The 13,222-nt window shown below is 51.8% G+C and carries 14 protein-coding genes (1 of these 14 running past the window's edge); 5 read left to right on the forward strand and 9 right to left on the reverse strand.

Annotated features, from left to right (window positions below; translation table 11 throughout):
- Both KB235_RS13315 and KB235_RS13320 read right to left on the reverse strand, forming a co-directional pair.
- Positions 1-89: the 5' end (the start) of a PstS family phosphate ABC transporter substrate-binding protein gene (locus KB235_RS13315; protein WP_246514234.1), read on the reverse strand. Its footprint begins 1,009 nt before the window's first position; 89 of the gene's 1,098 nt are visible here — the first part of the coding sequence; the start codon lies at positions 87-89; the stop codon falls past the left edge of the window.
- Between the two features lie 115 nt (positions 90-204).
- On the reverse strand, positions 205-1,071 hold the full coding sequence (locus tag KB235_RS13320; RefSeq protein WP_211779879.1) for a nucleotidyltransferase-like protein: 867 nt from the start codon (positions 1,069-1,071) through the stop codon (positions 205-207).
- Between the two features lie 170 nt (positions 1,072-1,241).
- Between KB235_RS13320 and KB235_RS13325 the strand changes: the two genes are divergently transcribed.
- Entirely contained in the window at positions 1,242-1,601 is a 360-nt protein-coding gene (locus KB235_RS13325; RefSeq protein WP_211779880.1) for a YgzB family protein, read from the forward strand.
- 29 nt (positions 1,602-1,630) lie between these two features.
- On the opposite strand, the gene perR is transcribed toward KB235_RS13325, so the two are convergent.
- On the reverse strand, positions 1,631-2,062 hold the full coding sequence (gene perR, locus KB235_RS13330; protein ID WP_167331253.1) for a peroxide-responsive transcriptional repressor PerR: 432 nt from the start codon (positions 2,060-2,062) through the stop codon (positions 1,631-1,633).
- A 192-nt stretch (positions 2,063-2,254) separates the two neighbouring features.
- Between perR and KB235_RS13335 the strand changes: the two genes are divergently transcribed.
- Positions 2,255-3,553: a glutamate-1-semialdehyde 2,1-aminomutase gene (locus KB235_RS13335; protein ID WP_211779881.1), complete on the forward strand. Its 1,299-nt coding sequence runs from the start codon at positions 2,255-2,257 to the stop codon at positions 3,551-3,553.
- A 32-nt stretch (positions 3,554-3,585) separates the two neighbouring features.
- On the opposite strand, the gene KB235_RS13340 is transcribed toward KB235_RS13335, so the two are convergent.
- Positions 3,586-5,223, reverse strand: coding sequence for an ABC transporter substrate-binding protein (locus tag KB235_RS13340; RefSeq protein WP_211779882.1), 1,638 nt, complete (start codon positions 5,221-5,223; stop codon positions 3,586-3,588).
- 182 nt (positions 5,224-5,405) lie between these two features.
- Between KB235_RS13340 and KB235_RS13345 the strand changes: the two genes are divergently transcribed.
- Together KB235_RS13345 and KB235_RS13350 are read left to right on the forward strand one after the other, a co-directional pair.
- Positions 5,406-6,548, forward strand: coding sequence for an MFS transporter (locus KB235_RS13345; protein ID WP_246514236.1), 1,143 nt, complete (start codon positions 5,406-5,408; stop codon positions 6,546-6,548).
- Between the two features lie 53 nt (positions 6,549-6,601).
- Complete coding sequence (locus KB235_RS13350) at positions 6,602-7,018, forward strand: thiol-disulfide oxidoreductase DCC family protein (RefSeq protein ID WP_211779883.1); 417 nt, start codon at positions 6,602-6,604, stop codon at positions 7,016-7,018.
- Between the two features lie 15 nt (positions 7,019-7,033).
- Here the strand turns inward: KB235_RS13350 and KB235_RS13355 are convergent, their stop codons facing one another.
- From KB235_RS13355 to mutY, 5 genes are all read right to left on the reverse strand, one after another.
- Positions 7,034-8,182: a DUF3238 domain-containing protein gene (locus tag KB235_RS13355; RefSeq protein ID WP_211779884.1), complete on the reverse strand. Its 1,149-nt coding sequence runs from the start codon at positions 8,180-8,182 to the stop codon at positions 7,034-7,036.
- Between the two features lie 90 nt (positions 8,183-8,272).
- Positions 8,273-10,021 (reverse strand): ABC transporter ATP-binding protein, encoded by a 1,749-nt coding sequence (locus tag KB235_RS13360; protein WP_211779885.1) that lies wholly within the window; start codon positions 10,019-10,021, stop codon positions 8,273-8,275.
- 36 nt (positions 10,022-10,057) lie between these two features.
- On the reverse strand, positions 10,058-10,600 hold the full coding sequence (gene ntdP, locus KB235_RS13365) for a nucleoside tri-diphosphate phosphatase (RefSeq protein WP_034805392.1): 543 nt from the start codon (positions 10,598-10,600) through the stop codon (positions 10,058-10,060).
- An 89-nt stretch (positions 10,601-10,689) separates the two neighbouring features.
- Positions 10,690-11,115, reverse strand: a complete 426-nt coding sequence (locus KB235_RS13370) for a hypothetical protein (RefSeq protein ID WP_034815702.1) — start codon at positions 11,113-11,115, stop codon at positions 10,690-10,692.
- Positions 11,084-12,136, reverse strand: coding sequence for an A/G-specific adenine glycosylase (mutY, locus tag KB235_RS13375; protein ID WP_034815704.1), 1,053 nt, complete (start codon positions 12,134-12,136; stop codon positions 11,084-11,086). Before mutY ends, KB235_RS13370 begins: the two co-directional genes overlap by 32 nt.
- An 84-nt stretch (positions 12,137-12,220) precedes the next feature.
- Here mutY and KB235_RS13380 point away from each other — a divergent pair, with 84 nt between their 5' ends.
- Positions 12,221-13,201 carry a metal-dependent hydrolase gene (locus tag KB235_RS13380; protein WP_034815708.1) on the forward strand — a complete coding sequence of 327 codons (981 nt, stop codon included), beginning with the start codon at positions 12,221-12,223 and terminating at the stop codon, positions 13,199-13,201.
- Positions 13,202-13,222 lie beyond the last annotated feature (21 nt).

Genomic DNA, 13,222 nt, shown 5'->3' on the forward strand with positions numbered 1-13,222 from the left:
TCATATAGCGCAATGATCACAATCGCCAGTGCGGCGACAAACCAAAGCGTCCATATGATTGGACGCCCTCCCGCAATCGGGTCTCCCATAGTAAATATCGCGACCACGAAAGTTAAAAAAACAGTCGCAACGATGATGGATACACTACTTAATAGAAACTTTATCACTTTCATCAATCATACAATCCCCATTCTCATTCTATTCTTAAGAAATTTCATACGCGATTGCTTCAACCCCGACGCCCTTCGTCGGACGCGCAACTGCCCGGACATAGCCTTTCCGGACAAGGAAACTAATGATGCTCCCTAAATCGACACGTAACTCTTGCAAGTCCGGGTGTTCCATTAGTTCTGAGAACGACCATGGTTCTTCTTGTTGTTGCATGGTTTGAAGCAACAACAGTGTTCCCGGCAACACTTTCGATTGAATCAAGTGCTCCATCCCAATGATAACGAGATGAATGCGCTGTTCGAGCTCTTCGCCCCCGCTCACAAGCTCTTCGTGTAGCTTATACACTTCTAAATCTAATTTCCGGACTTGTTTCCATAAGATGATTTCCGGATGAATGCCGGCCTCTAAAATCGACAACCGCGCCAAGTGCGTCAAGGCATGATGGATTTGCGTGAATGCGTCTTGATATTCTCCTTGTAAAAACAAACTGCGGCCGTCTTCGAACCGTCTGAGCAGTTTCGCGAACGCAAGCGAAAGTTGGAGACGTTGTTCTTCATTTGAGAAGTTGCGCAATCGCTGCCGAAGTTCTAGTAAGAATTCATTTCTCTCAAATAACACCATACCGTCCTCTATCCAATGAATGGCACGTCGATTTTCATTCAAGACAATCCAGCGATCCATCATCGAATCGCTCACAACGTGAAGGACAATTTTTTCTTGCCCGATTTGATAGTGTTTCACCGTCCAAAACGGATCGTCTTTCGCCTCGATAACAATCAACAGCCGATCCGATTGATCAGTCAACGGATCTCTCGGTCGCTTTTTCTTCACCTCGATAATCCCGAGCGTTGTTTTCAAGGCTGCATATTCTGAATAAATCGTTCGTGTGGCGTATTCCATCGTCACCTTGACCCCTTCTTTCTCATTGTGAACACTTCGTCCACACAAGTATCTACTCTGCTACGAAATTGATTCGCCTTGTTTATAAAATTCTCCTGCCATTGAACGCACGAACTTCTCACCGCTCGATAGATAAGATATAGTAAAGGCAGACATGGAGGGATTGTGGAATGAAAAAACGGGGGAATAAAATCAACCGAGCTCGGAACGTCGCGCTATTGCTCATCTTCGGCGGAATCGGTGTCATGTACCTCGGGTTGCTCGCGAAGAACATCACGTGGCTGATGATTATTTTCATGTTACTCGGTTTCTTGATGGTGTTATCGAGTTCTGCCCTTTACTTCATCATCGGAATGGCATCGACGAAAGCAATCATCGTCACGTGCCCGAATTGTGAGAGAGAGACAAAGATGCTCGGCCGCGTCGATTTATGTATGCATTGCGACGAGCCATTGACGATTGATCGCTCATTAGAAGGAAAAGAGTTTGACGAAAAGTATAACAAACGCCAATCCGAGCAACACGATTAAAAAACACATCCGCGTGTCGGATGTGTTTTTTAATGTGTATGCGTTTGTTCAGCCTGGCACGTCGGACATGTCCCGTACACTTCAAGACGGTGACGATCGACTTTGAAGCCGGTCAACTGAGAAGCGACCGCTTCAATCTCATCGAGTACCGGGTAGTTGAAGTCGACGACTTTTCCGCACGTATCACAGATAATGTGATAGTGACGCGAAGTGACGAAATCAAATCGGCTCGAGGCATCTCCATAGTTCATTTCTTGAACGAGTCCAATCTCTTTGAAGACGCGCAAGTTATTATATACCGTGGCGACACTCATGTTCGGAAAACGTCCCGATAGCGCCTTGTAAATATCATCCGCCGTCGGATGACTGTGCTCCGTGACGAGGTACTCCAAAATGGCCTGGCGCTGAGGCGTCATTCTGACTCCATGTTCTCGGAGCGACTGAACAGCATGGTCAAGCATCTCGCTTCCCACGTCAATCCCTCATTTCTTCTATTAGAATTCATGCGAAATGTTAGTTAGAATTAACCTATTTCTTACATAGTAATCTTTATAAATAGTGTACTGATTTCTAAAGCAGTCGTCAAACGTCGAGCTTAAGCGGTTGACGGCTATGATACAATAAGTGCGAATTTGTAAAAGGAGGCAATACATATGTCAACATCATCTACCCGGAAACAGTCAGACGTCTTGTACGAAGAGGCACAGACCCACATCGTCGGTGGCGTCAACAGTCCTTCACGCTCGTTTAAGGCCGTTGGCGGCGGCGCTCCCGTCTATATGGAGCGCGGGGAAGGGGCATATTTTTATGATGTGGATGGCAATCGCTATATCGACTATTTAGCGGCTTACGGTCCAATCATCACCGGTCACGCCCACCCGCACATTCATCGCGCCTTGATGGAGGCGTCGTCAAAAGGACTGCTTTACGGGACACCCCACGCCCTTGAAGTCGATTTTGCGAAGAAATTGAAAGATGCCATCCCATCGATGGATAAAGTCCGGTTCACCAACTCCGGGACGGAAGCCGTCATGACGACGATCCGGGTTTCCCGTGCCTACACCGGACGCGAACTCGTCGTCAAGTTCAGCGGTTGCTACCATGGCCACTCAGACTTGATGCTCATCGCCGCAGGAAGCGGTCCGGCGACACTCGGCTCACCAGATTCTGCCGGTGTCACACGTGCGACCGCCAAAGAAGTCATCACCGTCCCGTTCAATGACGTCGAGGCGTTCCGTAACATGATGAACGAATGGGGCGAACAAGTCGCTTGCGTCCTCGTCGAGCCAATCGTCGGGAACTTCGGCATCGTAGAACCAAAACCAGGTTTCCTCCAAGCCGTCAACGACATCACCCATGAACATGGCGCCCTCGTCATCTATGATGAGGTCATCACGGCGTTCCGCTTCACTTACGGTAGCGCGCAACAAGTGTACGGCATTGAGCCAGACATGACGGCACTCGGAAAAGTGATCGGTGGCGGATTGCCAATTGGTGCTTACGGCGGGAAAGCTGAAATCATGGAGACCGTCGCGCCGCTCGGCCCTGCGTACCAAGCCGGGACGATGGCCGGAAACCCTGCTTCGATGGCGACCGGGATCGCCTGCCTTGAAGTGTTGGAACAGCCGGGCGTCTATGAGAAACTCGACGCCCTCGGCGCCCGGCTCGAGGCCGGAATTCGCGAGGCGGCAAACACACACGGTGTGACGATCACCCTCAACCGCTTGAAAGGGGCGCTCACGGTCTACTTCACAGACGAAATCGTCACCGACTATGACGGTGCCGAAAAGTCGGACGGCGAAGTGTTCGGCCGTTTCTTCAAGCTCATGCTCGAGAATGGCGTCAACCTGGCCCCTTCGAAATACGAGGCCTGGTTCTTGACGACAGAACATACGGAACAAGATATCGACGAGACGATCGCCGCGGTCAACCGCGCGTTCGCCGAACTATAAAGAAACGGAGATGCCGCGGCATCTCCGTTTCTTTATAGCGATGGTCGAATCCAAAGCTGCTCGTAGCGCGGATGACCATAGATGTCGATCGGCACATCGCCGAGAAAACTCGGGAATCGCCGTTCGCGGGCCACATGATAGAGCGGGACGACGTACGCTTGCTCGGTCACGTAACGTTCGACTTCACGATGAAGGTGCGGCCACACGTCCAAATCGACTTGATGATATCGGTCCATCATCGTCCGAAGCGTCGCGTCTTCACCGAGCAACTTCCCGACAAGCGATAACTCGCTCGTCATGAACGCCAGAAACGCCAAGTCGCGGTCTTCATTCATCATCTCGCCACAAAGGATGATGTCGGCGCGCCGGAGCGTCTCTTCCTCTAACAAGACGGACAACGTATACACTTCTGTCTCCACGGTGAAACCCGCAAACGTCAATTGTTGTGCAATCAAGTTGGCGTCTTCCGTCGCCGTCGCGTAAGGCAAATGCAAGAGACGGATCGGACGCACATCGATGCGGTCTTCCGCTTCTCGCTTCACTTCTTGACTCGCTTCTAGGAAAAAGCCATGGGCGACTTGATGCCGCTCTCCGCCTAATGCGACGAGTGCCGTTTTATCGATGGTACGGAGAATCGCTCGCCTAACGTCCGGGGCGTCCTTCAACCAAGAATGCCTCGTGTTGAAGACGGCGTAACGCGCCCCAGCTTCGGCGACCCATTTCACGAGGCGATGGTCGTCACGCATGCTCCATTCGGCGTGGTCCGCCTCCGAGAACGTCACGAACTCGACGACATCCAACGACGGCCGCGGACGCAAGCCCCGTTCGAACGCTTGGAAACGCGTGACGTCTTCGGACACACGTTCGAGTTTGAACGGCCCTGTCCCGACCGTCCCCTCAAACCCTTTATACGAAATCGAGGCGGGCGTCTGCGCTAAGAGCCGCTCGATGTAACCACCGTGCGCAGATGTATAGATGTCGACGATAAAAGGAGCCGGTGAATCGACTCGCTCGATTGGCGCGAACAGCCACCGTTGTTTCCCGTATCGCAACAATCGGTTGAGCAAGTAGACAATCTCATTCGCCGAGAGCGACATCCCGTTATGGAACAGTACCCCTTTTCGGATATATAAGCGAAAACCGAAACGTGTTGCTTCTATATGATGGGCGAGCGATGGTCGGATGACATTCCCGTCCCATTCGAACAACCGGTCGAACAGGTGGCGGGCGAGCGACGCCTCCATCGCGATGTGGATATCGAGCGGGTCGAGCGAGGCGAGCGCTCTCGTTCGCGGGAAGATGAAACGATCCTCTTCCGTCTGTTCGAAGCCGAATCGCCCCCAGATGTGAGCCTGGATTTTCTCTCGCAACAGCGGCGGCCATTCCCATTCTAGCCATTTTGCCGCCTCGGCCATCGTGATGCGGGCGAACGTCGTATCTACCCAAGTCGTCAACACCTGATTAAACGACGGCGCGAACTGAATGACGGACTCGTGCCCCCTGCCCCGGCCCGGGCGATACTCGACCCATCCGGACTGCGCCCATACATTCACGTCTCGCTTGATTTGTTTTTCACTATACCCCGTGGCGTTGACCGCTTCGCGTAACGTCACGTCCTCTCGGTCCCGCTCGATGGCATAGCGATAGATGGAAACAAGCTTCGGATTCATCGGACTCCCCCTTAAAAGTGGACATCCCCACTTTATTTGTCTCTTTTTTCCAAGTGTAGTCCACGTTTAAAGTAGGTGCAAGGAGGTGCTCACATGAAATTTAAAGATTTCCTACGAACGTCCGACTCCGGCTCGTCTGTGGCTTTTTCATTCGTATCGTCGGTTCGGCAATCTTCCCATTCATGGCTTTATACTTTTCAGCAGAACTCGGCAAAATCACCGCCGGGATCATCATGACATCTTTTGTCATCGTCGGGTACGTCACCGGCTTGTTCGGTGGGTACTTCTCGGACCGGTTCAATCGAAAACACGTCTTGCAAATCGGGCAAGTCGTTCAAATTTTATGCTTTATCGGCATGACGGTCGCGATTCACCCTTCGAACAACTGGGCACTCGCCGTCGCCGTCCTTTACTTCGGTCATGCGATTTCAAACGGATTGAACTATCCGGCGCTCGAGGCGATCGTTATCGACTCGATGGAAGAATCAAATCGAAAAGCGATTTACGTGTATGACTACTGGCTTGTCAACTTGGCCATCGCAGGCGGGGTCATGCTCGGCGGGTTGTTCTATCGCGATCATCGCTTCGCCTTATTCGTCGGGATGACGCTCGTCTTACTCATCACGACACTCGTCCTACAGCGGTATCTCGTCGATTCGTATGCCGGTAACCGCGCCACACCGGCGAACCCGATCATCGGGGTCATCACGAACTACCGGATCGCCCTCGCCGACCGGCGTTGGATGCTGTTTGTCCTCGGCAGCATGCTCGTCTTCTCGACCGAGTTCCATATGGCGAACTATATAGGTGTTCACCTAGCCGAGACGTTTCAAGAACGAACGATTGTCGGTGTCCCATTTGACGGGGTGCGGATGATGGCGTTCATGCAACTCGAGAACACGCTCCTCGTCGTCGCAATCACGTTCGCCGTCACCGCCTTCGTCAAACGTTTCCGCGAGAAACACGTGTTCTTTATCGGTCTCGCGTTATACGTCACCGCATTCGCGACCATCACGTCGATGAACTCATTCTTCGTCTTGGCCGTCCTCGCCGTCGTCTTCACGCTCGGCGAGTTGCTCTATTCTCCGATTCGACAAGTGAAGCAAGTCGATTTGCTCGACCCGGAACGGCGCGCTTCGTACTTGGCTTTCGGCGGATTGACGTTCCACGGGGCAAAACTCGTGGCCGCTGCTGGCATCGTCGTCGGTGCGTTCATCGGTCCCGTCTTCATGAGCGGCTACATCTTCGCTTTCGGCGCGCTTGGAGGATATTTGTATTACTTGTCTCTCTACAAGATGGAGGCGACCCGACAACTGGCGGCATGACGTTTAATCTTTCGCTTGAGCGGTAACTACGAAGAGTGAAGGAGGCGATGTTCATGCCAGCGATTGTATTGTTTGATGGAGACTGTAACTTCTGCGACGCAAGCGTCCAATTCATTCTGAACCGTGACTCAAAAGGTCACTTCCACTTTGCATCTCTTCAAGGCGAAGCCGGAAAAGCGTTACGGACCCGGCACCGGATTCCAGAAGCCATCGATAGTATCGTGCTTTTGAAAGATGGTGTCCCTTATCTCAAGTCAGATGCGGCCATCCGGATTGCAGAAGGGTTGGACGGGGGATGGCGTTGGCTCGGGCTCATCCGTATCGTACCGAGACCGATTCGTGATTTCGGGTACGACGTCATTGCCAAAAATCGTTACAAGTGGTTCGGAACGAAAGAGACGTGTAAACTTCCGACACCAGAAGAACGGAGTCGGTTTATCGATCAACAGACAAACCCGCCAACCTTATGAAGGTGGCGGGTGTTCTTATTGCATGCACGTAAGATACGTCCAGTGACAGTACGGTAAAGGTTGAGCCATGAAGCTGACCCCTAAGTCGTCGGCACGGTGAATGGTCATCCATGGCGCATCGCCCATGCGAAGATAAACCTCATGATGCGGAGACTGCGTATGTTCGCCTGACAACTTGAACGTCGGTCGATTTTTTAGATGGGCGACAATCGTATATTTAATATCAGGCGCAATCACGAGTGGGTTGCCGACCGAATGCTGAAGACGATACGTCACTTCACCAGGCTCGATGGAGACATCTTCTAGATAGACTTGATCGACTGAAGCCACGTCTTCTCCCGTCAGTTTATGATGTTTCGTATAGCCTCTTGTCACGTTCGCATCTTTCTTAATCGAGACAAGTGGCACGTCGTTTAACTGTTCGACCATGACTTCGGTCCGCGTTCGATAATCTTCAGCGTAGACGTTATACGAGCGACCATCCCCTTCAAAGTAAGGGTGGGGAGAGAACACGTTCGGGTTCTTTAAAATTGGCGGCTTGATAAAGGGCTGGACACGTAACTGGACGTCGCTCACTTCTGTGATTTCCGGAGTCGACGGACTGACCATAAAGTACATGACGTACAATTCGCTGTCCCGTCTCGTCGAAAGGGTATGTTCTTTCGCGAGCGTCATCGCTTTTCCGACTAAATCAATCAAATGCGCACCAGGTTTGCCGGTATGTTTCATCGGTCGCAATGCCCGTACTTCGTAAAATGTTGGCTCCTGTAACGGTGTGTCATCGATATATCCAGATCCACTCACTTCTGCGACACGGCGACCTTGCCGATAAATCGCATACGACTCCACGTCTGAAATCGGATCCCACTGTAAATATGTGCCCGTGTCGGTTACGACAGCAGCGGTCATATGCCGATTCCAATACACGTCGTCTGTCGGGTTGACAGCGGCCGTATAGACACTCGCCTCTTCCCCTGACGCAAACGTTAACTGATAGGCCACTTGTTCGCCGACTTTTGTTTCAAGGTCCACATAATGGTGCTCGGTTCCCCGGTAGACGTCCGTGCCGTTTCGAACGACATGCACTTCCCCTTCGAGTGACCACGTTAATTCAATCCCTTCATTGAGCGGCCGAACTTGAATCAAACCTTCCCCATTCATCATTGAATCGTCCCCCTTTTTCATGTCGTTATCTCATTCCCGTCTAGCGAATTCTAAAAACAAAAAAAGACTTCGAGTTGAGAACTCGAAGCCTTATTCGACGACAGCTAAGTCTTGAATCATATACAGGTCGTAGTAGGCACCCCGTCGACGCATCAATTCTTCATGCGTTCCGGTCTCCATGATTCGTCCATTGTCGACGACGACGATCTTGTCGGCGTCCGTGATCGTAGACAGGCGGTGCGCGACGATTAACGTCGTCCGTCCTCTCGTCAGGCGCGCGAGCGAGTCTTGAATCATCGCCTCACTCTCGAGGTCGAGTGCACTCGTCGCTTCATCGAGGATGATGATCGGCGGGTGTTTCAAGAAGACGCGGGCGATGGCAAGGCGTTGCTTTTGACCGCCTGACAGTTTCACGCCTTTCTCCCCGACTGGTGTATCATACCCGTTCGGCAAGTTCGAGATGAACTCGTGCGCGTTCGCTGCTTTCGCGGCGGCGATGACGTCCTCGTCTGACGCTTCCGGATTCCCCATCCGGATGTTCATCGCGACCGACTCGCTAAAGAGCACAGAGTCTTGCATGACCATACCGATTTGATCGCGGAGCGCGCGCAGTTTGAAGTCCCGCACGTCGACACCGTCGATTTTGATGCTCCCATCCGTGACGTCATAGAAGCGCGGGATCAAACTGACGAGCGTCGACTTCCCACCGCCGGACATACCGACGAAGGCGACCCGTTCCCCTTCCCGAATCGATAGGCTCACGTCATGAAGGGCACGTGTGCCTTCCTTCTCATAGGCGAACCCGACACGGTCGAGCTCGATTTTACCGGCCGTCTGGACCGGCACGAATGCGCCTCTTTTCTCTTCGATGTCATACGGTTCATCGAGGAACTCGAACACCCGGTCCATCGACGCGACCGACTGCGTGAGCGTCGTCGCCGAGTTGACGAGTCGGCCGAGCGGTGCATACAACCGATCGATATATGCGATGAACGCGACGAGCGTCCCGAGTGAGACTTGATCTTGCAAGACGAGCCATGACGCCGTCGTGAAAATCAAAATCGGGGCGATGTCCGTAATCGTCGAGACGACGACATACGTCTTCGCGTTCCAACCCGTGTGTCGAAGCGCCGCTTTCAAGAAGCCACCGTTCTGTTGTTCGAACGCCTTGTTCTCATACGGTTCGAGGGCGAAGCTGCGGATGACGGCCATGCCGTTCACCCGTTCCGTCAAATGACCTTGCAAATCGGCGAGTGCGGCCGAACGTTCACGTGTCAAACGACGCAGGCGACCGTAAAAATAACGGACAGCAATCGCATAGAACGGGAGCGGCAAAATCGCGATGAGCGTCAGTTGTGGGTCGATCGTATACATGATGGCGATGGCGATTAAAATCGTGACCATATCGAGCCAAATGTTCATGAGGCCGGTGATGACGAAGTCTTTCGTCTGCTCGACGTCGTTGATGATGCGGGAGATGATTTGCCCGGTCTTGTTGTTCGAATAATAACGGAGCGATAACTTCTGCACGTGGTCGAACAAACGGTTCCGGACATCGAATAAGATCCGCGTTGCCGCCCATTGTGCCAAATATTGACGTAAATATTCAATCGGCGGTTTCAAGACGAGAAAGATGAAGAAGACGATGCTGAACAGCCAGACGAGCTCGGTGTAATCGGCCGCCGGGTCTGGGTCTGTCAAATAGTTGTCAATGACATATCGATAAAGTAACGGCAATCCGAGCGGAATCGAAAATTTCAAGATTCCGACGAAGATGGTGAGCGCAATCTGTTTCTTATACGGTTTAACAAATTGCAAATAACGTTTAATACTGCCCATAGTTCCTCCTTCAAGAAAAAAAGCGGAGATGAACAATCATCTCCGGTAACGTGCTTCGTATTCGCGATACCATTCATCGACGAATGTTGGGTTGAACGGCCCTTTCCGTCCTCGAATCCAGTTGATAAGTTCTTGAACGTTCTGTTTCAAGATTCGATCAATCGCTTTCGGATAATTCATCTCGCGACGATGCCGCTCGTATTCATCCTCATCTAAAATCGTGTACGACATATCTGGGAACACCTTGATGTCCAAATCGTAGTCGATGTACTTGATGGCGCGTTCGTTGCCATCAAACGTCGTCGGCGAACCTAGATTACAGTAATAGTAAATCCCATCTTCGCGAATCATACAGATGACATTGAACCAAAACTCAGATGAAAAGTAGCAAATTGCCGGCTCTCGCGTTCTCCATTGCCGGCCGTCTGACTCGCTGACCATGATACGGTCATTGAATCCGATCATATCCGTTTTTGACGACTGAAGGACGAGCGTTTCTTCCCAAACGCGATGCAAAGTTCCGTTGTGCTTGTAGCTCTGTATCTCGATCTTGCTACCTGCTTTGGGAAATAAGCTCATAAGCTCCTCCTTTCCGCTATGATGCTATACAATTCTCATATTTAATTATAGCGACTTTCAGAACCAATGAAAAAGGAAATCTCTTATTTTCAGGAATTTAGTATGTTTTGGAAAGCAGTAGCGCGTGACTTGAACATCGAGCGCAGCACGAAACGTTCGACGAGCACGTTCGGAAGATAACTGTCGAACGTGACTTCATCGATCATGACCGCCCGCCCCTCACGTGTCTCGACGCGATGGACGTGGCAAAATCGTTTGAACGGAAACGGTAGCTTCACGCCTTGATCACAAAAGGCACGGTCTCCAGCCAACGTGATGACGCTATTCCAAGGCAAAGAGACCGGACCGATTCCGATGCGGAGTTGGACGACGTTCCCTTCAACCGAGGCCCCGTCCCCTACGAGCGTCACTTTCGGGAATGACGTCAGTTTTGATAAGAGCGATGCGTCTTGCAGCAACGCCCATAGTTGCTCCGATGACGTCTCAAACGTCGTCGTTACGTCGAACTGTCTCATCGTCTACACCTGCCATCTGTTCTAATTTTTGTTGCGCGACCGACACCGTCAACTTGGCCCGCTCTTCCCCGTCGAGCCAGACCCAATCCCCTTCCGGTAGCGTCTCGACGACGTACAAATCTAAATACCAAACGATGTGCGAGAAAACATGCTTCACTTGTCCCACATAGGTTCCGTTTACCTGTTCCCCTGTTCCACGTTCTGTAAGCGGGTATTGCCACATTCCGGCGAGCAGACCCGCGTCCGGTCGTTTGACATAAGCTGTCTTCCCGTCGCGGCGGCAATAGAGTGCGTCATACATCTCAATTCGGGACGCCCCTTTTTTCGTTTTGACAGGGAGTTCCTCTTGCACGTTATGGGTGTAAGCATAGCAGTGCTCTTGGACGGGGCAAAGCGAACACATCGGGTTTTTCGGCGTGCATACCGTCGCCCCGAGTTCCATAACGCCTTCATTAAAATCAGAGGCATGGCTCGGGTCCATCAAGCGCCGGACGACTCGTTCGAACAGCTTTCGCGTCTTCGGGAGGGCGATGTCGTCATAAATACCGAACTGCCGCGACATGACGCGCATGACGTTGCCATCAACGGCCGGTTCCGGTTGATTGTAGGCGATTGAGAGTACGGCCCCTGTCGTATACGGTCCGACCCCTTTTAGCTTTTCGAACCGCTCTTTCTCTTCCGGGACAATCCCGTCATAAACGGCGACGACTTCGCGGACCGCTTGATGAAGGTTGCGAACACGTGAGTAATACCCGAGCCCTTCCCAATACTTGACAACATCTTCTGGTTCGGCCTCAGCGAGCGACTCCATCGTCGGGAATCGCTCCATGAATCGATTGAAATAGGGGATGACCGTATCGACACGCGTCTGCTGTAGCATGACTTCGCTGACCCAGACACGATATGGATTTTTATTGTGGCGCCAAGGTAAATCGCGTTTTTCTCGATTGAACCACGTCACTAAATTTTCATTGAATTCAGGAATAGTATAATTTGTGAACAATTTATCAAGATCAAGCATTTCGTTTCCCCTCGTTTTAGAAATATTGTATGATATATGAGATCAGTTAACGACGTGTTTATTTGATGGAGGTGCTGAAGCACATTGGATACAGCTACTCACATTGGGATGGGACTTGGTTTAAGTGCCATGGCGACACTCAGCCCGGAAGTGTCAGGCGACGCACAGCTTTTCCTCGCCATGACCGCCACGGCGCTTGTCGGCTCGCACGCTCCGGATTTTGATACGGTCTTCAAATTAAAAGGCAATAGCACGTATTTACGCCAGCATCGCGGTCGTTCACACGGAATCACCGCACTCCTTGCTTGGCCGATCATCGTCAGCGCAGTCATCGGGACCGTGCTTGGCGTCAACCCCGCTTCGCTCTGGGTCATGGCCCAAATCGCCGTGTTGCTCCATGTTACCGTCGATTTGTTTAACGCCTATGGGACGCAGGCGCTACAACCGTTTTCGAAAAAATGGATCGGTTGGGGCGTCATCGGAACGTTCGATCCGTACTTGTTCTCCGCCTATTACGGAGCATATGTATTATGGCTCATCACAGGGGCGACTGTCCCGATTTTTGCATTGCTCATTGCGCTCGTCGTCAGTTATTATGCGATTCAGTTCAAGTTGCGTAACCGCGCGCTCGCCACGGTCGCGCGTCACTTCGCCGGTGCCCATGAGCTCTTCATCTCCCCAGGAATCGGTTGGGATGATTGGCACGTCGCGGTCCGTTTCCGTGATGGTCTCGGTGCCGTCAAAGTGAAAAAAGGGGAAGTCATTGAATGCGGCCGGTTCCGTGACAAACCGATGCCAGGTGAGGACGACCTTCATTTCGTCGAGGCACGAAAAAATGCCGACTTGCAAGCGTTCCTGGCGTTCTCGAAGATTCACACGTACACGGTCACACGCCACAACGGCATGATCGAGTACCGGTTCACGAACTTGCGCTACTTTTCAAAAGACATCTATCCGTTCGTCGCCGTCGTCATCGTCGACGAAGGATCGAACGAAGTGTTGTCTTCGTTCACCGGCTGGGTGTTCAGTGAAGAGAGCTTGCAGAAAAAATTGGCTTATGAATAAGAAAAGTCGCTCCGCGGAGCG

Source organism: Exiguobacterium alkaliphilum (genome assembly GCF_018138125.1).
In the GTDB taxonomy this organism is placed as follows: domain Bacteria; phylum Bacillota; class Bacilli; order Exiguobacteriales; family Exiguobacteriaceae; genus Exiguobacterium; species Exiguobacterium alkaliphilum.

Bases quoted from the DNA above. Each gene is read 5' to 3' on its own strand.
- KB235_RS13320 (WP_211779879.1), bottom strand. From the start codon at position 1,071: ATGGAATACGCCACACGAACGATTTATTCAGAATATGCAGCCTTGAAA.
- KB235_RS13325 (WP_211779880.1), top strand. From the start codon at position 1,242: ATGAAAAAACGGGGGAATAAAATCAACCGAGCTCGGAACGTCGCGCTA.
- perR (WP_167331253.1), bottom strand. From the start codon at position 2,062: ATGCTTGACCATGCTGTTCAGTCGCTCCGAGAACATGGAGTCAGAATG.
- KB235_RS13335 (WP_211779881.1), top strand. From the start codon at position 2,255: ATGTCAACATCATCTACCCGGAAACAGTCAGACGTCTTGTACGAAGAG.
- KB235_RS13340 (WP_211779882.1), bottom strand. From the start codon at position 5,223: ATGAATCCGAAGCTTGTTTCCATCTATCGCTATGCCATCGAGCGGGAC.
- KB235_RS13345 (WP_246514236.1), top strand. From the start codon at position 5,406: ATGGCTTTATACTTTTCAGCAGAACTCGGCAAAATCACCGCCGGGATC.
- KB235_RS13350 (WP_211779883.1), top strand. From the start codon at position 6,602: ATGCCAGCGATTGTATTGTTTGATGGAGACTGTAACTTCTGCGACGCA.
- KB235_RS13355 (WP_211779884.1), bottom strand. From the start codon at position 8,182: ATGATGAATGGGGAAGGTTTGATTCAAGTTCGGCCGCTCAATGAAGGG.
- KB235_RS13360 (WP_211779885.1), bottom strand. From the start codon at position 10,021: ATGGGCAGTATTAAACGTTATTTGCAATTTGTTAAACCGTATAAGAAA.
- ntdP (WP_034805392.1), bottom strand. From the start codon at position 10,600: ATGAGCTTATTTCCCAAAGCAGGTAGCAAGATCGAGATACAGAGCTAC.
- KB235_RS13370 (WP_034815702.1), bottom strand. From the start codon at position 11,115: ATGAGACAGTTCGACGTAACGACGACGTTTGAGACGTCATCGGAGCAA.
- mutY (WP_034815704.1), bottom strand. From the start codon at position 12,136: ATGCTTGATCTTGATAAATTGTTCACAAATTATACTATTCCTGAATTC.